Raw genomic sequence first — 23975 nt, 5'->3', positions numbered from 1 at the left:
GAACACTGAAAACTCACACCGCTTGACGTAAACGTCAACCTGCCATTAGCTTAGCGCCATGACCTTTTGCGAGCGCTTCCATGAGCAGCCAGACCTACAGTATTTCCGATCTCGCCCGCGAGCTCGACATCACCACACGCGCCATTCGCTTTTATGAAGAGCAAGGCCTGCTCAGCCCCGAACGCCGTGGCCAGGAACGCATTTACTCGCCCCGCGACAAAGTCAGCCTGAAGCTGATCCTGCGGGGCAAACGCATCGGTTTCTCGCTGGCTGAATGCCGCGAGCTGATCGAGCTCTACGACCCGTCCAGCGGTAACACCAAACAGTTGCACAGCATGCTGGCGAAAATCAGCGAGCGCCGTGAGCAGCTTGAACAGCAGTTGCTGGACATCGAACAGATGAAACTGGAGCTGGATACTGCCGAAGAGCGTTGCGTGCAGGCGCTGGAGCAGACCCTGAAAAGCCAGGAATCAATTCAGTAGATCCACACTATCCACTGTGGGAGCGAGCTTGCTCGCGATAGCGGAGTGTCAGTCACCAAAAATGTTGAATGTGATGCCCTCATCGCGAGCAAGCTCGCTCCCACAGGGTTTTCAGCGCATTCAGACAATCAGCACAGGTCGAAGCCCATGTCCCTCCCCTCCCACGTACGCATTGTCGAAGTCGGCCCACGCGACGGCCTGCAAAACGAAGCCCAACCCATCAGTGTTACCGACAAGGTGCAACTAGTCGATGCGCTGACCGCAGCCGGACTCGGCTATATAGAGGTCGGCAGTTTCGTGTCGCCCAAGTGGGTGCCGCAGATGGCCGGCTCCGCCGAGGTCTTCGCGCAGATACAGCGCAAACCGGGTGTAGTCTATGGCGCGCTCGCTCCCAACCTGCGCGGATTCGAAGATGCCCTCGCCGCCGGGGTCAAGGAAGTGGCCGTGTTCGCGGCGGCGTCCGAGGCGTTTTCCCAGCGCAACATCAATTGCTCGATCAGCGAAAGCCTGGCGCGTTTCGTACCGATCATGGAGGCCGCCAGGCAACATGGGGTGACCGTGCGCGGGTATGTGTCCTGCGTGCTGGGGTGCCCCTATGAAGGTAACGTCGCCCCGGAGCAAGTCGCCATGGTCGCCCGCGAGCTCTACGCCATGGGCTGCTACGAGGTCTCGCTGGGGGACACCATCGGTACCGGCACCGCTGGCGCGACCCGGAAAATGTTCGAAGTGGTATCAAAGGATGTACCCCGTGAAAAACTCGCCGGGCACTTCCACGACACCTACGGTCAGGCTGTGGCCAACATCTACGCCAGCCTGCTGGAAGGTATCTCGGTGTTCGACAGCTCCATCGCAGGTCTCGGCGGCTGCCCCTATGCCAAGGGCGCCAGCGGTAACGTCGCGACCGAAGACGTGGTTTACCTGCTAAACGGCCTGGGCATCGACACCGGAATCGATCTCGACGCCCTGATGCTCGCCGGTCAGCAGATTTGCACCGTATTGGGCCGCCCTACCGGTTCCCGCGTGGCCAAGGCCCGTAGCGCACAGTGAGTGCGCTGAGTGTGTCCGTGTGTTACCGCTGTGTCTGAAACGTGGGCGCAAGCGAGTAACACGGAAACAAAATGTAGGGTTTTGCCTGAGGCGAAAAACCCTACAAAACTCCAAAGCATTGATTTTAAAGGCTTTTAAAAAACTGGCACGGCTCCTGCTATATCTATCGCACAACAAGAATAAAAAAATTGCGGCAAACCTAATAAAAACAAGACGTAACGACTCTGACATAACAAAAACAACACGGCAGAGACGCAGCTAACAGATTTTTTTGGAGAAGATGTGCTTTTCAGGGTGCTTTTCGGAGTTACCCGCAACCGGACAGAGAATAATAAAACTACCTTCAGGTAGCTCCCGAATCGGTTGGATCGCTCAGCGAGAAAGTAGATCAGCGCTCAAAAAAATACGTTTGCTCTTGATCCCGGATGGGGATCGCCAAAAACAGCGGTAAAGGGCAACGGTTGCCAAAAACAACAACAGACCGACCCTCAATAATAAAAAAAGAGCACGCGCAACGAAAATTAAAGGGGAGCTTCGGCTCCCCTTTGTGCTGTCTGGGATTTGAGATTTCCGCAGCCCTTTGTAGGAGCGAGCTCGCTCGCGAAGAACACAAGGGCACCGCGTATTTCCAGACTGCACGCGTTATCGTTGACGTTCTTCGCGAGCAAGCTCGCTCCTACAGTCGGCCTTCGTCAGACCTGCTTGCTACGCAACTCCTCGATACTGATCTCGCGCATCCGGAATTTCTGGATCTTGCCGGTCACGGTCATCGGAAATTCCTCGACGAACTTGAAGTAGCGCGGCGTCTTGAAGTGCGCGATGCGCTCCTTGCACCAGGCTTGCAGCTCCTGCTCAGTGGCGCTATGGCCAGGATGGAACTTGATCCAGGCAACAATCTCTTCGCCGTAGCGCGAGCATGGAATCCCTATCACCTGCACATCCGCAACGGCCGGATGGGTGAAGAAAAACTCTTCCAGCTCCCGCGGGTAAATATTCTCGCCGCCACGGATGATCATGTCCTTGTTGCGCCCGGCAATGCACACATAACCCTCGTCATTCATGCTCGCCAGGTCGCCGGTGTGCATCCAGCCTGCCTGATCGATGGCTTCGGCGGTACCTTGCGGGTTGTTCCAGTAACCCAGCATCACGCTGTAACCACGAGTGCACAGCTCACCGATGGTGCCCCGCGGCACCAGGTTGCCCGCTTCGTCGATGATCTTGCTTTCAAGCTGCGGCTGGGTACGGCCGACGGTGGTCACGCGCAGCTCCAGGTCGTCTGACGGACCGGTCTGCAACGACACCGGACTGGTTTCCGTCATGCCGTAGGCAATCTGCACTTCGCTCATGTGCATTTCGCTGATGACCCGGCGCATCACTTCGATAGGACAGGTCGCGCCCGCCATGATCCCGGTGCGCAGGCTCGACAGATCGAATTCGGCACGTTGTGGTTGATCGAGCATGGCGATGAACATGGTCGGCACGCCGTACAGCGCCGTGGCTTTTTCGTCAGCCACAGTGCTGAGGGTCAGCAACGGATCGAACGCGTCGTTCGGATAAATCATCGTGCTGCCATGGGTGATGCAACCGAGGTTGCCCATGACCATGCCGAAGCAGTGATACAACGGTACCGGGATCACCAGGCGATCGGCTGCCGTCAGCCCCAGGCTTTCGCCGACCATGTATCCGTTGTTGAGAATGTTGTAGTGACTGAGGGTCGCGCCCTTGGGGAACCCGGTGGTGCCGGAGGTGTACTGGATATTCACCGGCTGATCGAAATGCAGGCTGTCCTGGCGCTCATGCAACTGCTCGACCGTGACGCTGCCAGCCAGATCGGCCAGTTGCGACCATGGCAGGAAACCCGATGGTGGCTGCGCATCCAGGCTGATGACGCCACGCAACTCCGGCAACCGCTCGCTGTGCAACTTGCCGATGGATTGCTCGGCCAACTCCGGCACCAGCCCTTGCAACATGGAGTGATAGTTCGAGGATTTGAAAGCCCCGGCACACACCAGCCATTGGCAGCCGGACTGCTTCAACACGTATTCAAGTTCGGAACTGCGATACGCGGGATTGATGTTGACCAGGATCACGCCGATTTTCGCGGTGGCAATCTGGCTGATGCACCACTGCGCGCAGTTCGGCGCCCAGATGCCGAGACGGTCCCCGGCTTGCAGCCCCAGCGCCAGCAATGCTCTGGCGTGCAGGTTCGCGGCCTCGGCCAACTGCCGCCAGGTGTAACGCAGCTGTTGATGGCGCACCACCAGCGCCTCCCCGTCCGGGTATTGCGCGACCGTGTTGTCGAACGCCTGGCCGATGGTCATCGCCAGCAAGGCTTTGTCCTGGGAACCACGGGTGTAACTGCGTTGCGGGCTTGCACTGGGTTGATCCATGACGACCCCTATTGTCTTTATTTTGTAGGAGCGAGCTCGCTCGCGAAGAACGTCAGGGCACCGCGTTTATCCAGACAACACGCGTTATCGTTGACGTCCTTCGCGAGCAAGCTCGCTCCTACAGAATCACCCAAGTTGACGTTAACGTAAAGGGTGATTGACAGCCATTCGTCACAGGCTTACGTTAACGTAAAGGTGAGAACCGAATCACGGTCCTCCCCACCCGACAAAAAAGCCAAAAGGTGACCCATGAGCTATCCATCCCTGAACTTTGCCCTCGGTGAAACCATCGACATGCTGCGCGATCAGGTCCAGTCCTTCGTCGCCAAGGAGATCGCCCCGCGCGCCGCTCAGATCGACATCGACAACCTGTTCCCCGTCGACCTGTGGCGCAAATTCGGCGACATGGGCCTGCTGGGCATCACCGTACCGGAAGAGTACGGCGGCGCTGGCCTGGGTTACCTGGCCCACGTGGTGGCCATGGAAGAAATCAGCCGTGGCTCAGCCTCGGTGGCCTTGTCCTACGGCGCGCACTCCAACCTGTGCGTCAACCAGATCAACCGCAACGGCAATCACGAACAGAAAGCCAAATACCTGCCGAAACTGATCAGCGGCGAGCACATCGGCGCGCTGGCCATGAGTGAGCCGAATGCCGGTTCCGACGTGGTCTCGATGAAACTTCGCGCCGACAAGCGTGGCGACCACTACGTGCTCAACGGCAGCAAGACCTGGATCACCAACGGCCCGGACGCCAACACCTACGTGATCTACGCCAAGACCGACCTGGAAAAAGGCCCCCACGGCATCACCGCCTTCATCGTCGAGCGCGACTGGAAAGGCTTCAGCCGCAGCAACAAGTTCGACAAGCTCGGCATGCGCGGTTCGAACACCTGCGAGCTGTTTTTCGATGACGTCGAAGTGCCGGAAGAAAACATCCTCGGCGTGCTCAATGGCGGCGTGAAAGTGCTGATGAGCGGCCTCGACTACGAGCGTGTTGTCCTTTCAGGAGGCCCGACCGGGATCATGCAGGCGTGCATGGACCTGATCGTGCCGTACATCCACGACCGCAAGCAGTTCGGCCAAAGCATCGGCGAATTCCAGCTGATCCAGGGCAAGGTCGCCGACATGTACACCCAACTCAACGCCGGCCGTGCCTACCTTTATGCAGTCGCCCAAGCCTGCGAGCGCGGCGAAACCACACGCAAAGACGCCGCCGGTGTGATCCTCTACACCGCCGAACGCGCCACGCAAATGGCCCTCGACGCGATCCAGATTCTCGGCGGCAACGGCTACATCAATGAATTCCCGGCCGGTCGTCTGCTGCGTGACGCCAAGCTGTACGAAATCGGCGCGGGCACCAGTGAGATCCGTCGCATGCTGATCGGTCGCGAACTGTTCAACGAAACCCGCTAAACGGAGCTGTCCATGGCTACCCTGCATACCCAGCTCAACCCCCGTTCAGCGGAGTTCGCCACCAACAGCGCGGCGATGCTCAAACAGGTCGACGCCCTGCACACCCTGCTCGCCCAAGTGGCGCAGGGTGGCGGGCCGAAGGCTCAGGAACGCCACACCTCGCGGGGTAAATTGCTGCCTCGCGAGCGCATCAACCGTTTGCTGGATCCGGGCTCACCGTTTCTGGAAATCAGCCAACTGGCGGCTTACGCAGTGTATGGCGAGGATGTTCCGGCGGCGGGCGTGATTGCCGGGATCGGCCGTGTGGAAGGCGTCGAATGCATGATCGTCGCCAACGATGCCACCGTAAAAGGTGGGTCGTACTACCCGCTGACGGTGAAAAAACACCTGCGCGCGCAGACCATCGCCCAGCAGAATCGCCTGCCGTGCATCTATCTGGTGGATTCAGGCGGTGCCAACCTGCCGCGTCAGGATGAAGTGTTTCCGGACCGCGAACACTTCGGCCGGATCTTTTTCAATCAGGCCAACATGAGCGCCCTGGGCATTCCGCAGATTGCCGTGGTCATGGGTTCCTGCACCGCTGGCGGCGCGTATGTACCGGCGATGGCCGACGAAGCGATCATGGTCCGCGAGCAGGCGACGATCTTCCTCGCCGGCCCGCCGCTGGTGAAGGCCGCGACCGGTGAAGTGGTCAGCGCCGAAGACCTCGGCGGGGCCGATGTGCACTGCAAGATTTCCGGTGTAGCTGACCATTACGCCGAGAGCGACGAACACGCCCTGGCCCTGGCCCGCCGCAGCATCGCCAACCTCAACTGGCGCAAGCTGGGTGAGGTTCAGCAACGCGCTCCGGTCGCCCCGCTCTACAGCAGCGACGAGCTGTACGGCGTGGTCCCGGCCGACGCCAAGCAACCGTTTGACGTGCGCGAAGTCATTGCGCGGTTGGTGGACGGTTCGGTGTTCGACGAGTTCAAGGCGCTGTTTGGCACCACACTGGTGTGCGGCTTTGCCCACCTGCACGGTTACCCGATCGCGATCCTTGCCAACAACGGCATCCTCTTCGCTGAAGCGGCGCAGAAAGGCGCGCACTTCATCGAACTGGCGTGCCAGCGCGGCATCCCGCTGCTGTTCCTGCAGAACATCACCGGCTTTATGGTCGGCCAGAAGTACGAGGCTGGCGGCATCGCCAAGCACGGCGCAAAACTGGTGACCGCCGTGGCCTGCGCCAAGGTGCCGAAATTCACCGTGATCATCGGCGGCAGTTTCGGTGCCGGTAACTACGGCATGTGCGGCCGCGCCTACGATCCGCGATTCCTGTGGATGTGGCCGAACGCACGCATCGGCGTGATGGGTGCCGAACAGGCGGCCGGCGTGCTGGTGCAGGTCAAGCGCGAACAGGCCGAACGCAGCGGCCAGGGTTTCAGTGCCGAGCAGGAAGCCGAGATCAAGCAGCCGATCCTTGACCAGTACGAGGAACAGGGTCACCCCTACTATTCCAGCGCGCGCCTGTGGGACGACGGTGTCATCGACCCGGCCCAGACCCGCGACGTACTGGCCCTGGCCTTGTCCGCGTCGTTGAACGCGCCAATCGAACCGAGCCGCTTCGGCGTGTTCCGGATGTGATTTTTTTGTTGCAGGAGCGAGCTTGCTCGCGATGGACGTTAACAATAACGCGTGTTTTCTGAAATAACGCGCCGCCCTGTAGCCCATCGCGAGCAAGCTCGCTCCTACACAAGAGCCGTGGAGACGGACGAATATGAGCGACTTCAACACCCTCGAACTGCTGAGCGATCCAAGGGGTTTTGCGACTCTCTGGCTCAGCCGTGAAGAAAAGAACAACGCCTTCAATGCCGAAATGATCCGCGAGCTGATCCTCGCCCTCGACAAAGTCGCGAGCGATGCCAGCCTGCGATTTTTGATCGTGCGCGGCCGCGGCAAGCATTTCAGCGCCGGTGCCGACCTGGCCTGGATGCAGCAATCGGCCGAACTCGATTACGCCACCAACCTCGATGACGCCCGGGAACTGGCGGAGTTGATGTACAACCTGGCCAAACTGAAAATTCCGACCCTGGCAGTGGTGCAAGGCGCAGCCTTTGGTGGCGCGCTGGGCCTGATCAGTTGCTGCGACATGGCCATCGGTGCCGATGACGCGCAGTTCTGCCTGTCGGAAGTGCGCATCGGCCTGGCGCCGGCGGTGATCAGCCCGTTCGTGGTGCAAGCCATTGGCGAGCGCGCGACACGTCGCTATGCCTTGACCGCTGAGCGCTTCGGCGGGCAACGGGCACGGGAAATCGGATTGTTGTCGGAGAGCTATGCAAGTGCCGAGCTGGAGCAGAAAGTCGGGCAGTGGATCGACAACCTGCTGCTCAACAGTCCGGCGGCCATGCGCGCCAGCAAGGATCTGTTGCGCGAAGTCGGTGACGGCTCACTGACCCCGGCATTGCGCCGTTACACCGAAAACGCCATCGCCCGCATCCGCGTCAGCCCTGAAGGCCAGGAAGGCTTGCGCGCCTTCCTGCAAAAACGTCCACCGAGCTGGCAAGCCGAAACCACCAAGGAGCCCCGCTGATGAGCACACCTGTCCTCACCACCCTGCTGGTGGCCAACCGCGGCGAAATCGCTTGCCGGGTGATGCGTACCGCCAAGGCGCTGGGCCTGACCACCGTGGCCGTGCACAGCGCCACCGACCGTGACGCCCGGCACAGCCGCGAAGCTGACATTCGTGTCGACCTCGGTGGCAGCAAAGCCGCCGACAGCTATCTGCAGATCGACAAACTGATCGCCGCCGCCAAGGCCAGCGGCGCACAGGCGATTCACCCCGGCTACGGCTTTCTGTCGGAGAACGCCGGATTCGCCCGCGCCATCGAAAACGCCGGCCTGATATTCCTTGGCCCGCCCGCCTCGGCCATCGACGCCATGGGCAGCAAGTCCGCCGCCAAAGCCTTGATGGAAACCGCTGGCGTGCCGCTGGTGCCCGGTTATCACGGCGAAGCCCAGGACCTCGAAACCTTCCGCGACGCCTGCGAACGCATCGGCTACCCGGTACTGCTCAAGGCCACTGCGGGTGGCGGCGGCAAAGGCATGAAAGTGGTCGAGGACGTCAGCCAACTGGCCGAAGCCCTGGCCTCGGCCCAGCGTGAAGCGCAATCGTCGTTCGGCGATTCGCGGATGCTGGTGGAGAAATACCTGCTCAAGCCACGTCACGTGGAAATCCAGGTGTTCGCCGATCAACACGGCAATTGCCTGTACCTCAACGAACGCGACTGCTCGATTCAGCGGCGGCACCAGAAAGTCGTCGAAGAAGCGCCGGCACCTGGCCTGAGCCCAGAGCTGCGACGTGCCATGGGTGAGGCCGCCGTGCGTTCGGCGCAGGCCATCGGTTATGTCGGTGCCGGCACCGTGGAGTTTCTGCTGGATGCGCGGGGCGAGTTCTTCTTCATGGAGATGAACACCCGCCTGCAAGTCGAACACCCGGTCACCGAGGCCATTACCGGCCTCGACCTGGTGGCCTGGCAGATTCGCGTGGCCCGCGGCGAAGCATTGCCGATGACGCAGGATCAGGTGCCGCTGGTGGGTCATGCAATCGAAGTGCGGCTGTATGCCGAAGACCCGGGCAATGATTTCCTGCCGGCGACCGGTCGACTGGAGTTGTATCGCGAATCCACGCAGGGGCCAGGGCGTCGAGTGGACAGCGGTGTTGAAGAAGGCGACGAGATCTCGCCGTTCTACGACCCGATGCTCGGCAAGTTGATTGCCTGGGGCGAGGACCGTGAACAGGCGCGTTTGCGCCTGCTGAGCATGCTCGACGAATTCGCCATTGGCGGGTTGAAGACCAACATCAATTTTCTGCGGCGCATCATCGGTCACCCGGCATTTGCCGCTGCTGAACTGGATACCGGCTTCATTCCGCGTTATCAGGAACAGTTGCTGCCGGCCCCCTCGGAGCTCAGCGATGGTTTCTGGCAAGCCGCCGCCCAGGCGTTTGCCCAGAGCCAGCCGTCTGTAACCCGCGCCGATGACCCGAGTTCGCCGTGGGCAGCGCATAGTGGGTTGCGTGCCGGCTTGCCGAGAGAAATCACCCTTCACCTGAGCTGTGAAGGCCAGGACCGGGCGCTGACGCTGGGTGACATCAATGCCCACAGCGCTCGGCTCAAGGGCGAGCAGCTGCTGACCGAGCAGGCTGGCGTGCGCCGTCAACACCGGGCAATACGCCGTGGCGAACATGTGTATTTGCAGTGGGATGGCGAGTTGCGTCGCATCGAGTCTTACGACCCGATCAGCGCCGTCGAGGCCAGCCACAGCCATCATGGCGGGCTGACCGCCCCCATGAACGGCAGCATCGTCCGCGTGCTGGTGGAGGCCGGGCAATCGGTCGAAGCCGGAGCGCAATTGGTGGTGCTGGAAGCGATGAAGATGGAGCACAGCATTCGCGCGCCCCATGCCGGGGTGATCAAGGCGCTGTATTGCCAGGAAGGCGAGATGGTCAGCGAAGGCAGTGCGCTGGTCGAACTGGAAGAAGCGTGAAATGAAGATTCGGTCCTGCGCATTGCCAGGACCGATCTGATCAGAACCTGGCTGTTGCCTGAACCACTACGCCGATGATTCGACATTCTTCGGTGTACAAGGCTTTCGGATACGTCGGATTGAGCGGGACCAGATAACGCTGCCCGCCCTCTTCGATGAGCTTGCGGAACGTGGCTTCGGCGCTGTCCGGCCACTGGGCAATGACCAGTTTGCCAGGCACTGCTTCCACCGCCGGGTCCACCAGGATCAACATGCCTTCCGGAATGCTGATGCCATTGGGTGCGGTCATCGCATCGCCTGCCACCCTCAACCAGAATGCCGGCCCCCGGGCGTGGTAATCGGACAGTTCATAGCGCTCCTTGCCGTACACCGGGACCTCGCCGTCGTGCACTTCGGCGGGTTCGCGCCAGCCACTGACCGGGTAGCGGAAGTACGGGTTGTACTTCTGTGTCAGAGGGATTTCGTCGTCGGTTGACGCCTGGGGTTCCCGGATCACCAGTGCCACTTCGAGAAACTCAAGGCCCAGTGCCCGCAAGACACGGTTCATGTCTTCGATGCCGGGTTCACGACGTTTGTTGAGCCAGTGGCCAATGCCGCCCTGGGACATCCCGAGGCGCTCGGCGAGTATCTCTTGAGTGATTTTGAGTTCACTCATCTTGGCCTTGACCAATTCAATCCATTTATCCATGTGCGGCACGATACGTGGGCGACTCCGGCCATCAAAACACAAATTGTAGTATTTAAATACTCGTCACAAATACAGTTCGTATTAGGATCAATTCACGGATCTGAATCTAACACGGAGCTTGCTATCGCCATGAGCCAACCCACCAATGACCTGCCGGACATGCACATCGACACCACCCTCACCTCGCCCCTGGACTCGGCGGCGGCACAACGCGCGTTGGACTATTACTTGAAACCAGCTGTTTCAGAGGAAGTGGTCGAGCCGCGTTTTTTTGATGTGAACCGCAATATCAGCGGCGAAGAGGCACTGGTCCATGCCTTGGACCTGTTGCGCTGTGCTGCCGCCACCGCTTACGAGTCAGCCAGTCACCTGCAAGGCGCAAGCCGCGACCTGGCGTTTTCGACGGTGCACATGATCGACATGGCCAAGGCGATGGTCGATCGATCGCTGGAGAAGTATGAAAACGGTTGAGGTGAGAACGCAGATCGAGAAGACAGGAAAGAACTTTCCTGTCGCAAAGGTAAAAACGTTTGACTTGCAAACGAGAATGATTATTATTGCACCAACTGATCGCGAGATCAGTCGATGGACCAGGTGACCTTAGGTCGGTCTCCTGGACTATCTCCTCATCAGGCTAATCACGGTTTTTGACCCGGCTTTTTGCCGGGTCTTTTTTTGCCAGTTTTTCTGGCTTTGGCTTCAGGCTAATGAAGTCTTTGGGTGCTGCAAATTCGAAGGCGCGGATGATATCAAAAGAGTGTCGGTTGGCAAGAGAAGCCCGGCATCATGGGTTGAAACCAGCGACAGATAGCACTTGAGAATCAATCGCACAGTCTCTAAGCTGCGGCAGCGTCAAGGAGGACGCCCCCACCTCTGCACCCCGCAATTTCCCTCGGTTTCACCCCACTCTTGCGTGTAAAGTAGCCGCCATAAAAATCATATTCAGGACCCGATTATGAGCGTGGCTAAATCCTCTTTCGACATCAGTGCCAACTTCGACAGTGGCAACATCCAGGTCATCGACATCAGCGATCCGCTCAAACCGCTTCTGGCCATTCGCCCGGACACACGCAGCGCCCATTTCCAGTGGTTCCACTTCAAGGCCAGCGGCCTGCACGTCGGCCAGGAGCATTGGTTTCGCCTGAACAATGCAAGCCAATCCTCCTACAACAAGGCCTGGACCGGCTATCAGGCGGTGGCGTCCTACGATCACGTCAACTGGTTCCGCGTACCCACCATTTTCGAAGGCGACTGCCTGCGTTTCAGCCTCGAAGCCGAGCAGACCCATGCCTGGTTCGCCTACTTCGAACCCTACAGCCGTGGCCGTCACGACTGGCTGATCGAGCAGGCGCTGACCAAGACCGGCACCGAACTGCTGGCCACCGGTAAAAGCGTCGAAGGCCGCGACATCCAGTTGTTGCGCAAAGGCACCGGGGCCGAAGGTCGACGCAAAGTGTGGATGATTGCCCAGCAACATCCGGGCGAGCACATGGCCGAGTGGTTCATGGAAGGCGTGATCGAGCGCCTGGAAAAACACGACGACCCTGTGCTGAACAAACTTCTGGCCAGCGCCGACCTGTACCTGGTCCCGAACATGAACCCGGATGGTGCTTTCCACGGCCACCTGCGCACCAACGCCATGGGCCAGGACCTCAATCGCGCCTGGCAGAGCGCCAGCCAGGAAATCAGTCCGGAAGTCCTGTTCGTACAGCAGCAGATGGAAAAGTACGGCGTCGATATGTTCCTTGATGCTCACGGCGATGAGGAAATCCCTCACGTGTTCACCGCCGGTTGCGAAGGCAATCCGGGTTACACGCCACGGATCGAAAAGCTCGAAGAACACTTCCGCAGCCATCTGAAACACACCACCAAAGACTTCCAGACCAAGCACGGCTACACCCGCGACGAACCGGGCCAGGCCAACATGACGCTGGCCTGCAACAGCGTTGGGCAGAAGTACGACTGCCTGTCGCTGACCCTGGAAATGCCGTTCAAGGACCACGACGACCACCCGAACGCGGAAACCGGTTGGTCGGGCAAGCGTTCGAAACAGTTGGGCAAGGATGTGTTGACTACGCTTGCCGATATGGTCGATATCTTGCGCTAATTCGACTACATAGCGACGTGGCCTGACAACAGGCCACGTCACTCACTTGAGCATTTATGGCGTTGTAACAACGGATTTGCTCGGCAGTGAAACCAGTTCAGTAAAGCTGACAGCCTTAACGAAGTACAGGGCCTCACCATAGATATTGGTTGCGGTAAAGGTTAACCCCGTACTGTCTCCAATTTTTTCTGGCAAAGGGCCCAGACCCTCAGCAAACTTCACACTGTATATTTCATATCGAACAGCTTTAGGTGATGCGTTCCAGCTAAAAGTAATTGTGTTAGCGGTTGAACCCGCTTTGGCAAAGTTTACTGGCGCCGTTGGTGGGGATTGGGGGGGAGCGTAAGAGGATAGCCGCACAGCATTTTCGCGCCATACACGCGCTGTATCGGCGGTTACAGCATTCCCTAACGGCAAACCATACTGATCCATGACGGCCGGTGTCGAATAATAAATTGAATTTGGACCGTGACATAAGATACTTCGCGACTTCCCATTAAAATATCCAAAATGATAGTTATTCACGCCGTCAACGTTGCAGTGACTACTGCCCGCGTTGTGGCCAATCTCGTGAGCGAATGTCGAAGCGCTACTCGATACACCTATCGCAGAGCCACCTGGTCTCCATCCCCATCCGATTGCCCCTCCCGGCACAATATAAGCAAAATTACCGTACGTAACATCCGGCTGAAACCTGGCCATACCCTCGGCAAAAATTGTACGTAATTTCCCAAGGGTTTCAGTTGTAATAGGATAATCATCTTCAACTACCTGAATACCAACCAGTCTCAATGAAACGTTGTCCACCAATGAGTTGCGCAACATCATATTAACCAACTCTATCTTGGCTAATGCATCGGCATACGCATCGCCCCCCGCTCTAATAACCCCTGCCTTGGAATACCCCATCAGTACATCTACAACAAAGTGCTCTGCTTGAGTTGAACCCACAGGTGCAGTAGTGACCTGTTCACTCGGATTGGGAACAGCGTCTTCAACACCGACATTAGTATCCGGCTCCGGAACAAAGTGACTTACCCCCTTACTATCAACATGCAAAGAACCGAATTTTCCTGGCTTATTGATTAACGCTGTCAAGCTTCCGTCAGCCGAACGAACAGTGACCAATGAACCCTCAGACTTATCCGGCATACGCAGCTTGCCACTCTCGACAGTATAACCATCAATAACCTTTGAACTTGAGCGTTCGAAAACCGCCGGCGCAATCAAATCCGCATACAACTCAGCTGTCGACTTACTGGCAACATTCTCGACAACCCGGCTTTTCGATTCCCCGGAATCAGTCGTCGGCGGATGCGTACAGGCACCGAGTATCACAGCCAGACACACTAACGACAGCCCGGAAAAAGCGCGTCGTTTGGAACGCACACCTGCAGTCTTGAACATGGCTCGTCTCCCTGAATGGCACGATCAGTGCTGTTTGACTGGCCCCCTTTGGGACCACTGCCGTCCTCGAGCATTGAACGTGCTTTTTCAGATCAGCGAAACTGTCAGAGTTGACAGGTGGGCAGGAGATCACTGTGTGACAAAAGCCAAACGACAGTCCTGCGAAATCAACTTCGATCCTTGCCCCGCAACATGCTGTCCAGCACTTCATCTCGCCGCACCCAGCCGTGAAACAGCGCTGCCGCCAAATGCAGCAACACGGTCAGAAACAGCAGATACGCCAGATACCCGTGCGCCTTGCGCAAAAACGCAAACACCTGCGCGTTCGCCGGCACAATCGACGGCAATTGAAGCGAGCTGCTGAGCATCACCGGTTCACCCGATGCCGAAATCATCGCCCAACCCAGCAGCGGCAAGACCAGCATCAAGGCGTACAGCAACACATGCGACGCCTTGGCCGCCAGCGCTTGCCAGCCCGGCAGGTCCGCCGGCAGCGGTGGCTGCGTGGTGGAAAAGCGCACCACCAGCCGCACGATCACCAACAGCAAAATCGCGATGCCCAAGGGTTTGTGCAAATGAATCAGCCATTCATGACGCTCGGACACCGAGGCAACCATGCCGGCGCCGATAAACAGCATGGCGATGATCATCAGCGCCATCAGCCAGTGCAGCAGGCGCGCCAGCGGGGCGAAGTGGTTCGGTTGGGTGCTCATTGCCGGGTCTCCTGTTTGGCGGCGGGCAACTGGCTGACTTCGCTGGTGCGACGCAGGTAGGAACTGGCGTAACCGGCTGAACGAGCGGCGAGCAGCGGGTCGTCGGAACCTTCGATCCCGGCAGGCAACACCAGCGGGTCGTAGTTGATGTCACGGCATTCGCCGTTGAGTTGCGGCTGAGCCTTTTCAAGCACCAGAGTGCCAGCGTTCAACACCTTGCGCCCTTCAGGCCAGGCCTTGCTGGCGTCGTTGACCGGATCGCCAGGGTTGGCCAGGGTGATGTTCAACTGCCAGCGCAACGGGCCTGCGGCGATTCGCTGAACCAGGTCTTTCTCCAGGAAATCACTGCCCTCCGGTGCTGTGGCCCCCGGTGCGTCCTGGGCCAGTGGCACCATGTTCCAGCGCACGGCCTGGCGTTGGCCGGCCGCGTTGACCAGGTAGAACGCATTGACGCTGTTGTAGTTTTCGGTCACGTAACTGGCCGACGGTTTGGCGGTTTTGATCCAGGTCAGGAACGGTGCGGCTTCCGGGTGTGAAGCAAAGAACGCTGGCACGGCCTTTGGGTCCGGTTTGCCGGTGGCCGGATCTGGCGACTGGGCTTTTTGCAATTGATAGAACGCCTCGGGCGTGCCCACCGGGAACACCGGCATGCTGTTCATCCCGGTGCGCCACTGCTGGCCGTTGGCCTGAGTGAAGCGCAAGGCCATGCTGCGGATCGGCACGGCACTGTCCGGCGCGTATGGATTGCCGGCGGGCAAGGCGAAACGTCCGACCACCGGCGTCCGCGCTTCGTTGAACACCTGAGCGGTGGAATAACTACGTACCTCTCCACTGCTCTCGAAATGCCCGATCACGCACACGCCTTTGGAATGGTTGCGACGGAAACCCGGATGCACGCCATTGTTGGTTTCCAGCACGTTGATCAGTTTCTTCGGGGTCAGGCGCTGTGGGTCAAAGGTGCCATTAACGTAGGCAAACGCCCCGGCCACTGCGGCAACGACCACGGCAATGCCAGCCAGACGCAACGTCAGGCTCGCCGCACTCAAGGGTGGCCGGGATGGCGGTGATGATCGATCTACCATGAAAGACTCCAGGGCCATCGGCCACAAGTGAGAAGAATCAAGCAGACGAACCACACACAGGTTTATTCCAGCGCGCGGTATTTATTTTTTCAGGCGTGGAATAACCTCGGGTGCCGGGCGTCTTCCTAGTCCCAAGCGTAGTGACTAGCCAGAACTTCATGAACGATATCGACGAACAACTGAGAGAAATTATTCCCGGATTGCGGCGATTTGCTGTGTCGTTGACGCGCAACTCCAGCAGCGCCGACGATCTGGTGCAGGCCAGTCTGGAGCGTGCGCTGTCGAGTTGGGGCGACAAACGTGCCGACGGTGATTTGCGCGCCTGGCTGTTCTCGATTCTCTATCGGCAGTTTCTCGATGCGCACCGCCGCACCCGGCGCTATGCGCGAATGCTCGATTTTTTTACCGGACGCGACGATGCGCAGCCTTCCGTGGAGCGCACTGTGATCGCCCAATCGACCCTCGACGCTTTCGATCGACTGCCCACCGAACAGCGCGCACTGCTGCTGTGGGTGTCAGTGGAAGGCCTGAGTTACAAAGAGGTCGCCGAGATTCTCGACGTACCCACCGGCACCGTGATGTCCCGCCTGTCCCGGGCCCGCCAGGCCCTGCGCCAACTCAGTGAAGGCGAAATCACCCGCCCTGCTCTGCGGAGACTCAAATGATCAGCATGCCCCCAAGCGAGCGTGACTTGCACGCCTACGTCGACCACCAACTCAGCGAGGACGACCGACGTCTGGTGGAGACTTTTCTCACAAGTAATCCGGAGGTTGCCGACCAAGTGCGGGCCTGGCAGCAAGATGCCCAGCAACTGCGCGCGGCCCTGAGTGGCGTGTTGCAACAACCGGCCAATCCGGAACTCGATCCGGCCATGATTCGCCAACGCCTGAAACGCCAATCGCGGCGACATCTGGCCAGCGCGGCCGTGTTGCTGATCGCGGTCAGCATCGGCGGCTTCAGTGGCTGGCAGGCCCGTGAGATGACTTTCACAGGTGCACAGCTGCCGATGACCGATGCGCTGCAGGCCTATCGTCTGATTGCCCAGCAAGGGATCCTGCCAGCCGACTACAAGGCCAGCGACGACGGCGACATGCAGGGCTGGCTCGACCGTTATTTCACCCAGGCCAATCGCTTGCCTGACCTGTCGGGGGCAGGCTTCAAACCGGCCAGCGGGCGCTTGCTCAGCACTGAACAAGGGCCGGCGGCAATGGTGGTCTACGAGAATCAGGGCGGGCAGAAAATCAGCTTCTACGTGCGCCCACCGGGACCGAAAAACTTCATGCTGCCAAGAGGCAGTCGCAGTGATGGCGACTTGCAGGCCGAGTATTGGTCGGGGGGCGGTTACAACTATGCGATGGTCAGCCCCGCGGATACGCCGGCGGCGCAGATGCTGAGGCAGACCGTGCAGTTTTAGCGATCTTTTCAGCTTTGTCCAAAAACTTGAGAAGGCCGCCGCAGCAGCGGGTCGAACGGATTGATCCGCGGCCCGATCAGCGCCGCTTCACGCTTGAGCATTTCCACCACCGTCGGCAAGCGATCCGGCCCCAGGCGGTCACTCACGGTCGCCACGCTCAACGCCGCCACCGCCCGCCCCTCACGATCGAGAATCGGCACCGCCACCCCGGCCATACCCTGCAGCACACCGGTGTTGCGCCCGGCGTAACCGAGCTTGCGCACGTTCTCGACTTCCGAGCGCAGGAACACCTCGTCATACAGATGGAAGTCCTTCAGCCGCGGCAAGTTGTAGTGGATCACTGTGTCGCGCTCTTCCGGCGGCAGAAACGCCAGGATCGCCAGGCTGCCCTGCCCCACGCCCAGAGCCACGCGTCCGCCGATATCGCCGGTGAAGGTACGAATCGGAAACGGCCCTTCGCTGCGGTCCAGGCAGATCGCATCGAAGCCGCTGCGCGCCAGCAAAAACAAGGAATCGCCCAGAGACGCCGATAGCCGCAGCAGCGCCGGGCGCACCAGTTCGCGCAGGTTGCCGCTGTTGCCCGCGCGGGCGGCCAGGGCGAAAAAGTCCAGGCTCAGGCGGTAGCGCTTGCTGCGCGCATCCTGCTCGACCATGCCCTCGTCCATCAGGTTGCGCAGCAGGCGGTGGGTGGTCGGTTGCGACAAACCGATGTGTTGCGCCAGTTGCGTCACGCGCTCCCCGCCCTCGACGGTATCGCCCAACGCACGCAGCACCGCAAACAGTCGTGAGACGGCGCCGACACCGACGTCATTTTTATTTTCATTCCGTTCAGTGGAATCAGACATGGATTTTCTCGACGATTAATTTACTCACCGAATGAAACTGAAAATAGTCATCGCTTCAGTGAAATAGGCCATTGAGCCCATCCTAGTCTTCGTCCTAATCTGCGTCCAGACAGGGGCGATTCGAACAACAGCGGCAGCCGACTCAAGTCGAGCGCCAACGCACCCCGGAAACATTTTTTCGTATCTGCCCATACAAAAAAGCGCGCCTTCGGGCGACGCATAACAATCTCAGGTGGAGGCGCACTCATGGCTTTTGTGCAACTTGAAAAACTCGGCAAACGCTACGGTGAAATCGACGCCGTGGTCGCCACCGACCTCTCGGTGGAGAAAGGTGAATTCGTTTCCCTGCTCGGCCCTTCCGGATGCGGTAAAACCACCACCCTGCAAATGATCGCCGGGTTCGTTGAAGTCACCAGCGGGCGTATCGTCCTGGACGGTCGTGACATCACCCATGCCAAGCCCGCCAGCCGTGGCCTGGGCGTGGTGTTCCAGAGTTACGCGCTGTTCCCGCACATGACCGTCAAGGACAACGTCGCCTTCGGCCTGCGCATGCGCAAGGTGCCGAATGCCGAGATCCAGCAGCGGGTTGAGCGGGTACTGAAACTGGTACGCCTGCACCAGCACGCAGAGCGCTACCCACGGGAGCTGTCCGGCGGCCAGCGTCAGCGTGTAGCTCTGGCTCGGGCTTTGGTGATCCAGCCACCGGTGCTGCTGCTCGATGAACCGCTGTCCAACCTCGACGCCAATCTGCGCGAAGAGATGCAGTTCGAGATCCGCCGCATCCAGCGTGAGGTCGGCATCACCACGCTGATGGTCACCCACGACCAGTCCGAAGCCCTGTCGATCAGCGACCGAGTGGTGGTGATGCAGGCCGGACGCATCACCCAGATCGACGCGCCCTACACCCTCTACGAACACCCGCGTACCGAGTTCATTTCCGGGTTCGTCGGCAAAGCCAACCTGCTGCCCGGTGAACGCGACACGGCCGGTGTGGTTCAGGTGTGCGGACGTGGCGATGGCGACCTGACCCTGAGCCTGCGTCCGGAGAAAATCGATCTGCGCGAGGCTGGCGTTGGTCGCCTGCAAGGCAAGGTCAGCAGCCGTTTCTTCCTCGGCAGCCAATGGCTGTACGGCGTGTCGACGACCCTGGGCGAACTCTGCGTGGTGCGCCGCAACGACGGCTCGGCACCATTGAGCGAAGGCACGGCGGTCGGCCTTGACTGGGACGCGGCGCTGTTGCGGGTACTGAGCGTCGACGAGGTGACGGCATGAGTGCACTCGCTGCCATTCGCCTGGGGCGTCAGGGTTACCTGCTGTCGGCACCTGCCCTGGCGTTGTATGTCAGCCTGCTGGTGATCCCGCTGATGCTGACGCTGCTGCTGTCGTTCAACGTCTTCGACTACGGCTCGGGGATCAAGGGCGACGCCTACACCGTCGAACACTACGGCAGCCTGCTGGGCGATCCGTACTTCTACGAGATCTTTCTGCGCACCCTGTGGATCAGCGCCCTCACCACATTGCTCTGCGTGCTGATCGGGGTTCCCGAGGCGTACATCCTCAGCCGCATGGGTGCGCCGTGGCGTTCGATTTTTTTGATCCTGATCCTCACTCCGCTGCTGATCTCGGTCGTAGTACGCGCTTTCGGCTGGAGCCTGCTGCTCGGCGCCGATGGCCTGGTCAACCAGACCCTGCAAGCCTTCGGCGGCTCGCCGATGAAGCTGCTCTACACGCCGTTCGCGGTGGTGATTGCGTTGGTTCACGTGATGCTGCCGTTCATGATCATTCCGGTGTGGACCTCGCTGCAGAAACTCGACCCGGCCGCCGAACAAGCCGCGCTGTCGCTGGGCGCCGGTCACTTCACGGTGATTCGCCAGGTGGTATTGCCGCAGATCATGCCCGGCATCCTGTCTGGCACCCTGATCGTATTCGGCCTCGCCGCCAGCTCCTTCGCCATTCCCGGCCTGCTCGGCGGACGTCGCCTGAAGATGGTCGCCACGCTGATCTACGACCAGTACCTGTCGGAACTCAATTGGCCCATGGGCGCGGCCATCGCCGTGGCTCTGCTGCTCATCAACCTGCTGATCATGCTGTCGTGGAACCGCATGATCGAAGGCCGCTACAAGAAGTCATTGGGATAATTCGTCATGTCCAGGAACGGTTCTTTCGCCCTGCTGTTTCACACCCTGGTGGTGCTGTTCATGCTCGCACCGCTGATGGTGGTGTGCCTGGTGGCCTTCACTCCGGAGAACACCCTGAGCCTGCCGACCACCGAGTTTTCCCTGCGCTGGTTCCGGGCCGTGTTCGAGCGCGCCGACTTTGTCGATGCCTTCTACAACAGCCTGATTCTGGCGTTCAGCGCGGCCAGTCTGGCGACACTGATTGCCGTGCCGGCGGCGCTGGCGATCACCCGCTTCGAATTCCCTGGCCGGGACTTTTTCAATGGGCTGTTTCTGTCGCCAATCATCATTCCGCACCTGGTACTGGGTGTGGCGCTGTTGCGCTTGTTTGCGCTGATAGGGGTCAACGGCAGCTTCGCTTGGCTGATCTTCGCTCACGTGTTGGTGATCACGCCGTATGTGCTGCGCCTGGTGCTGGCCTCGGCCATCGGCCTGGATCGCAGTGCCGAACACGCCGCGCAATCCTTGGGTGCCGGGCGTTTCACGCTGTTCCGGCAGATCACTTTGCCGATGATCCTGCCGGGGGTCGCCGGTGGCTGGCTGCTGGCATTCATCAACAGTTTCGACGAAGTCACCCTGTCGATCTTCGTCACCTCGCCGGCCACGCAAACCCTGCCGGTACGCATGTACGTCTACGCCACCGAATCCATCGATCCGATGATGGCGGCGGTGTCGGCGCTGGTCATCGCGCTGACCGCGCTGACCATGATTCTGCTCGACCGGGTCTATGGCCTGGATCGGGTTCTGGTAGGCAAACAATGAGGACGCCATGGCTCTGCTGAAACGACTGGCCGAAGGCGACCGCCCGGTCCTGGACTTTACGCTCGACGGCCAACCGGCCAGCGGCTTGCTCGGCGACACCGTGCTGACTGCGGTGCTGACCTGCAGCGATCACCTGCGCGGCAGCGATTTCAGCGCCGAACCCCGCGCCGGTTTCTGCCTGATGGGCGCCTGCCAGGACTGCTGGGTGCGCCTGGGCGATGGCCGCCGGGTACGTGCGTGCTCGACGTTGCTAGAAGCCGGGCAACACATCAACCGCGAACCGGGGCGGTGCCTGTGAACACTGCAAATCCCTGTGGGAGCGGGCTTGCCCGCGATATCGGGCTGTCAGCCAACATCAATGTCGAATGTGCCACCGCCATCACGGGCAAGTCGAATCGTCGCACCGCCGCTCCCACAGGGGTTCGGCGTTGTTCAGAAATGAGGTGCGCATGAAGTCCATAGTCATCATCGGCGCCGGCCCTGCCGGAATTCGCGCGGCGCAAACCCTGGTCGCCCACGGCGTTCCCCCGGTGCTGCTGGACGAAGCTGCACGCGGTGGCGGACAGATTTATCGGCGTCAACCGGCCAACTTCAAGCGTTCGCCAGTCAAGCTGTATGGCTTCGAAGCGCGCAAGGCCGGTGCGTTGCACCAGACCATCGACGAGTTGCGCGAACAGCTCGATTACCGCCCTGAAACCCTGGTGTGGAATGCCGAGGACGGCGCCCTCGACACCTTGCAGGACGGACGTGCCGCACGACTGGAATTTTCCCGGGTGATCGTCGCCACCGGCGCCACCGACCGGATTTTGCCGGTGCCGGGCTGGACGCTACCCGGGGTCTACAGCCTCGGCGCGGCGCAGATCGCCTTGAAGTTTCAGGGTTGCGCCATCGGCGAGCGCGTGGTGTTCGCCGGCAGTGGCCCGCTGCTGTACCTGGTCGCGTATCAATACGCCAAGGCTGGCGCCAAGGTGGTCGCGGTACTCGACAGCTCCCCCTTCAGCGCCCAGGCTCGCGCCCTGCCCGGCCTGCTGTCGCAACCGGCCACACTGGCCAAAGGCATCTATTACCGTGGCTGGCTGACCGCCCACGGCATCCCGGTGCATCAGGGTGCAACCTTGAAACACATCGAGGGCGAACAACGGGTGCAGGCGCTGATCTGGTCCGACGCAAAGGGCGAACATCGACTGAACTGCGATGCCGTCGCCTTCGCCCACGGCCTGCGCAGCGAAACCCAGCTCGCCGACCTGCTCGGCTGCGAATTTGCCTGGAACCCGCTCAATCGCGCCTGGCTCCCACAACGCGATCGCGCCGGGCGCAGCAGCGTCGCCGAGGTGTACCTGGCCGGTGACGGCGCCGGGATCATGGGCGCCGACGCCGCGGAAATGGCCGGCGAACGCGCCGCATTGGCGTTGCTCGAAGACATCGGCTACCTGAACCCGACGCAGCGCACCGCACAGCTTGAACAGGTGCTGGAACGCATCGGTGATTTTCGTCAGGGCCTGGAACGCGCCTTCGCCTTTCCCGAGAACTGGGCCGCCGGCATCGCCGATGACGTGATGGTCTGCCGCTGCGAAGAAGTCCGCGCCGGCGATATTCGTGAAGTGGTGCGTGAGGGTCACTGGGAAATAAATCGGGTCAAGGCCCATTGCCGGGTCGGCATGGGCCGCTGTCAGGGGCGGATGTGCGGCGCGGCGGCAGCGGAGATCATCGCCTGCGAAAGCCAGCGCGCTGTGTCCGACATTGGCCGGCTGCGCGCCCAGGCCCCCATCAAGCCGCTGCCCTTTGGCCTGGAGATCGACGCATGATCGAAGTCGACGCAGTGATCATCGGCGGCGGCATTGTCGGTGCTTCGGCGGCGCTGTTTCTCGGCAAGGCCGGGCGTCGCGTGGTGCTGCTGGAGCGGGACTTCTGCGGTTCGCATTCCAGCGGCGTCAACTACGGTGGCGTCCGCCGCCAGGGCCGACCGTTGTCGCAATTGCCGCTGTCGCAACGTGCCCACGCCATCTGGGCGCAGCTGCCGCAATTGATTGGCATCGACGGCGAATATCAACGCAGCGGCCACCTGAAACTCGCCCGCAGTACAGACGATTTGCGTGCCCTGCAAGACTACGCTGCCAGCAGCCAGGGCTTCGGCCTCGACTTGCAGGTGCTTGACCGCACCGAGCTGCGCAGCCGTTTTCCATGGGTGGGAGACGTCGCGGTAGGCGCCTCGTATTGCCCGGATGACGGTCACGCCAATCCGCGTCTGGTGTCCCCTGCGTTCGCCCGGGCGGCGCGGCGCCACGGTGTGCAGGTACATGAGCAATGCACGGTCACCGCCGTGGAACACGACGGCCAGCGCTTTTGCGTACGCACGCAAAACGGCCTGCAGTTGCACGCACCCTGGCTGCTGAACTGCGCCGGGGCTTGGGCGGGCAGCATCGCCGCGCAATTCGGCGAACCGGTGCCGATGCATTCCGGGCACCCGGCAATGCTGGTCACCGAACCCCTGCCGTTGGTGATGGATGCCAGCACCGGCGTCGAGGGTGGCGGCATCTACGCGCGACAGGTCGCCCGCGGCAATTGCGTGTTGGGTGGCGGCCAGGGTTTTGCCCTGGACGACGCCCGCGCCCGCCCCGGTCAAGGCGCCGTGCTGGAAATCCTGCGCCAGGCCGTTGAGCTCTATCCGTTTCTTGAAGGTGCCCAGGCGATTCGTACCTGGAGCGGCACCGAGGGTTACCTGCCTGATCGCCAGCCGGTGATCGGCCACAGCCGTACCCAGCCCGGTCTGTTGCATGCATTCGGCTTTGCCGGCGCCGGTTTCCAGATCGGCCCGGCGGTGGGCCAGGCGCTCACCGAGATCATCTGTAGCGGCGCGTCAAAGACGTCGCTGGATGCGTTTTCCATCACCCGGTTTCACTCCATCTCCGTAGCTTGATAGAGGAAGG

General features: G+C 60.4%; 22 protein-coding genes. 16 read left to right on the top strand and 6 right to left on the bottom strand.

Features of this window, described 5'->3' with window-relative positions; genetic code table 11:
• Positions 1-80 precede the first annotated feature (80 nt).
• Together PMI29_RS11835 and PMI29_RS11840 are read left to right on the top strand one after the other, a co-directional pair.
• Entirely contained in the window at positions 81-482 is a 402-nt protein-coding gene (locus PMI29_RS11835; protein WP_007980992.1) for a MerR family transcriptional regulator, read from the top strand.
• Between the two features lie 147 nt (positions 483-629).
• A complete protein-coding gene (locus tag PMI29_RS11840; RefSeq protein WP_007999535.1) occupies positions 630-1529 on the top strand; it encodes a hydroxymethylglutaryl-CoA lyase in 900 nt (299 codons plus the stop codon).
• A gap of 692 nt (positions 1530-2221) precedes the next feature.
• On the opposite strand, the gene PMI29_RS11845 is transcribed toward PMI29_RS11840, so the two are convergent.
• Positions 2222-3919, bottom strand: a complete 1698-nt coding sequence (locus tag PMI29_RS11845; RefSeq protein WP_007999533.1) for an AMP-binding protein — start codon at positions 3917-3919, stop codon at positions 2222-2224.
• A 249-nt stretch (positions 3920-4168) separates the two neighbouring features.
• Between PMI29_RS11845 and PMI29_RS11850 the strand changes: the two genes are divergently transcribed.
• The 4 genes from PMI29_RS11850 (at position 4169) to PMI29_RS11865 (ending at position 9853) form a co-directional block, all read left to right on the top strand.
• Entirely contained in the window at positions 4169-5332 is a 1164-nt protein-coding gene (locus PMI29_RS11850) for an isovaleryl-CoA dehydrogenase (RefSeq protein ID WP_007999531.1), read from the top strand.
• A gap of 12 nt (positions 5333-5344) precedes the next feature.
• Entirely contained in the window at positions 5345-6952 is a 1608-nt protein-coding gene (locus PMI29_RS11855) for a carboxyl transferase domain-containing protein (RefSeq protein WP_007999529.1), read from the top strand.
• Between the two features lie 133 nt (positions 6953-7085).
• A complete protein-coding gene (locus PMI29_RS11860) occupies positions 7086-7898 on the top strand; it encodes a gamma-carboxygeranoyl-CoA hydratase (protein WP_007999527.1) in 813 nt (270 codons plus the stop codon).
• Entirely contained in the window at positions 7898-9853 is a 1956-nt protein-coding gene (locus tag PMI29_RS11865) for an acetyl/propionyl/methylcrotonyl-CoA carboxylase subunit alpha (RefSeq protein WP_007999525.1), read from the top strand. The genes PMI29_RS11860 and PMI29_RS11865 overlap by 1 nt, the downstream gene beginning before the upstream one ends.
• Before the next feature lie 40 nt (positions 9854-9893).
• Here the strand turns inward: PMI29_RS11865 and PMI29_RS11870 are convergent, their stop codons facing one another.
• Entirely contained in the window at positions 9894-10541 is a 648-nt protein-coding gene (locus PMI29_RS11870) for a LexA family protein (protein ID WP_007999523.1), read from the bottom strand.
• Between the two features lie 129 nt (positions 10542-10670).
• Here PMI29_RS11870 and PMI29_RS11875 point away from each other — a divergent pair, with 129 nt between their 5' ends.
• On the top strand, positions 10671-11012 hold the full coding sequence (locus PMI29_RS11875; protein WP_007999522.1) for a DUF6124 family protein: 342 nt from the start codon (positions 10671-10673) through the stop codon (positions 11010-11012).
• Positions 11013-11496: 484 nt separating this feature from the next.
• Entirely contained in the window at positions 11497-12648 is a 1152-nt protein-coding gene (locus tag PMI29_RS11880; protein ID WP_007999520.1) for a M14 family metallopeptidase, read from the top strand.
• A gap of 54 nt (positions 12649-12702) precedes the next feature.
• Here the strand turns inward: PMI29_RS11880 and PMI29_RS31225 are convergent, their stop codons facing one another.
• From PMI29_RS31225 to PMI29_RS11890, 3 genes are all read right to left on the bottom strand, one after another.
• The gene (locus PMI29_RS31225; RefSeq protein ID WP_007999519.1) at positions 12703-14055 is read right to left on the bottom strand and encodes a hypothetical protein; all 1353 of its coding nucleotides are present in this window, start codon (positions 14053-14055) and stop codon (positions 12703-12705) included.
• A gap of 167 nt (positions 14056-14222) precedes the next feature.
• Positions 14223-14768, bottom strand: coding sequence for a cytochrome b (locus tag PMI29_RS11885; RefSeq protein WP_007999518.1), 546 nt, complete (start codon positions 14766-14768; stop codon positions 14223-14225).
• Positions 14765-15850, bottom strand: coding sequence for a catalase family peroxidase (locus PMI29_RS11890; RefSeq protein WP_007999517.1), 1086 nt, complete (start codon positions 15848-15850; stop codon positions 14765-14767). The genes PMI29_RS11885 and PMI29_RS11890 overlap by 4 nt, the downstream gene beginning before the upstream one ends.
• Before the next feature lie 158 nt (positions 15851-16008).
• On the opposite strand from PMI29_RS11890, the gene PMI29_RS11895 reads away from it, so the two are divergent.
• Together PMI29_RS11895 and PMI29_RS11900 are read left to right on the top strand one after the other, a co-directional pair.
• A complete protein-coding gene (locus PMI29_RS11895) occupies positions 16009-16515 on the top strand; it encodes a sigma-70 family RNA polymerase sigma factor (protein WP_033052485.1) in 507 nt (168 codons plus the stop codon).
• Positions 16512-17264, top strand: coding sequence for an anti-sigma factor family protein (locus PMI29_RS11900; protein ID WP_007999515.1), 753 nt, complete (start codon positions 16512-16514; stop codon positions 17262-17264). The genes PMI29_RS11895 and PMI29_RS11900 overlap by 4 nt, the downstream gene beginning before the upstream one ends.
• Positions 17265-17272: 8 nt before the next feature.
• Here the strand turns inward: PMI29_RS11900 and PMI29_RS11905 are convergent, their stop codons facing one another.
• On the bottom strand, positions 17273-18109 hold the full coding sequence (locus PMI29_RS11905; RefSeq protein ID WP_007999514.1) for an IclR family transcriptional regulator: 837 nt from the start codon (positions 18107-18109) through the stop codon (positions 17273-17275).
• Between the two features lie 246 nt (positions 18110-18355).
• Between PMI29_RS11905 and PMI29_RS11910 the strand changes: the two genes are divergently transcribed.
• From PMI29_RS11910 to PMI29_RS11935, 6 genes are all read left to right on the top strand, one after another.
• Complete coding sequence (locus PMI29_RS11910) at positions 18356-19381, top strand: ABC transporter ATP-binding protein (RefSeq protein WP_007999513.1); 1026 nt, start codon at positions 18356-18358, stop codon at positions 19379-19381.
• Entirely contained in the window at positions 19378-20247 is an 870-nt protein-coding gene (locus PMI29_RS11915) for an ABC transporter permease (RefSeq protein ID WP_007992817.1), read from the top strand. Before PMI29_RS11910 ends, PMI29_RS11915 begins: the two co-directional genes overlap by 4 nt.
• A gap of 6 nt (positions 20248-20253) precedes the next feature.
• Positions 20254-21048 (top strand): ABC transporter permease, encoded by a 795-nt coding sequence (locus PMI29_RS11920; protein ID WP_007999512.1) that lies wholly within the window; start codon positions 20254-20256, stop codon positions 21046-21048.
• A gap of 7 nt (positions 21049-21055) precedes the next feature.
• Entirely contained in the window at positions 21056-21346 is a 291-nt protein-coding gene (locus PMI29_RS11925) for a (2Fe-2S)-binding protein (RefSeq protein ID WP_007999511.1), read from the top strand.
• Positions 21347-21497: 151 nt separating this feature from the next.
• Positions 21498-22853 carry an FAD/NAD(P)-dependent oxidoreductase gene (locus tag PMI29_RS11930; protein WP_007999509.1) on the top strand — a complete coding sequence of 452 codons (1356 nt, stop codon included), beginning with the start codon at positions 21498-21500 and terminating at the stop codon, positions 22851-22853.
• The gene (locus tag PMI29_RS11935; protein ID WP_007999508.1) at positions 22850-23965 is read left to right on the top strand and encodes an NAD(P)/FAD-dependent oxidoreductase; all 1116 of its coding nucleotides are present in this window, start codon (positions 22850-22852) and stop codon (positions 23963-23965) included. Before PMI29_RS11930 ends, PMI29_RS11935 begins: the two co-directional genes overlap by 4 nt.
• Positions 23966-23975: the final 10 nt, after the last annotated feature.

Origin of the sequence: Pseudomonas sp. GM49 (assembly GCF_000282355.1) — a bacterium.
Lineage (GTDB): Bacteria > Pseudomonadota > Gammaproteobacteria > Pseudomonadales > Pseudomonadaceae > Aquipseudomonas.
Note: the sequence above shows the minus strand (reverse complement) of the source record. Positions and strands in the feature narration are given on the sequence as shown.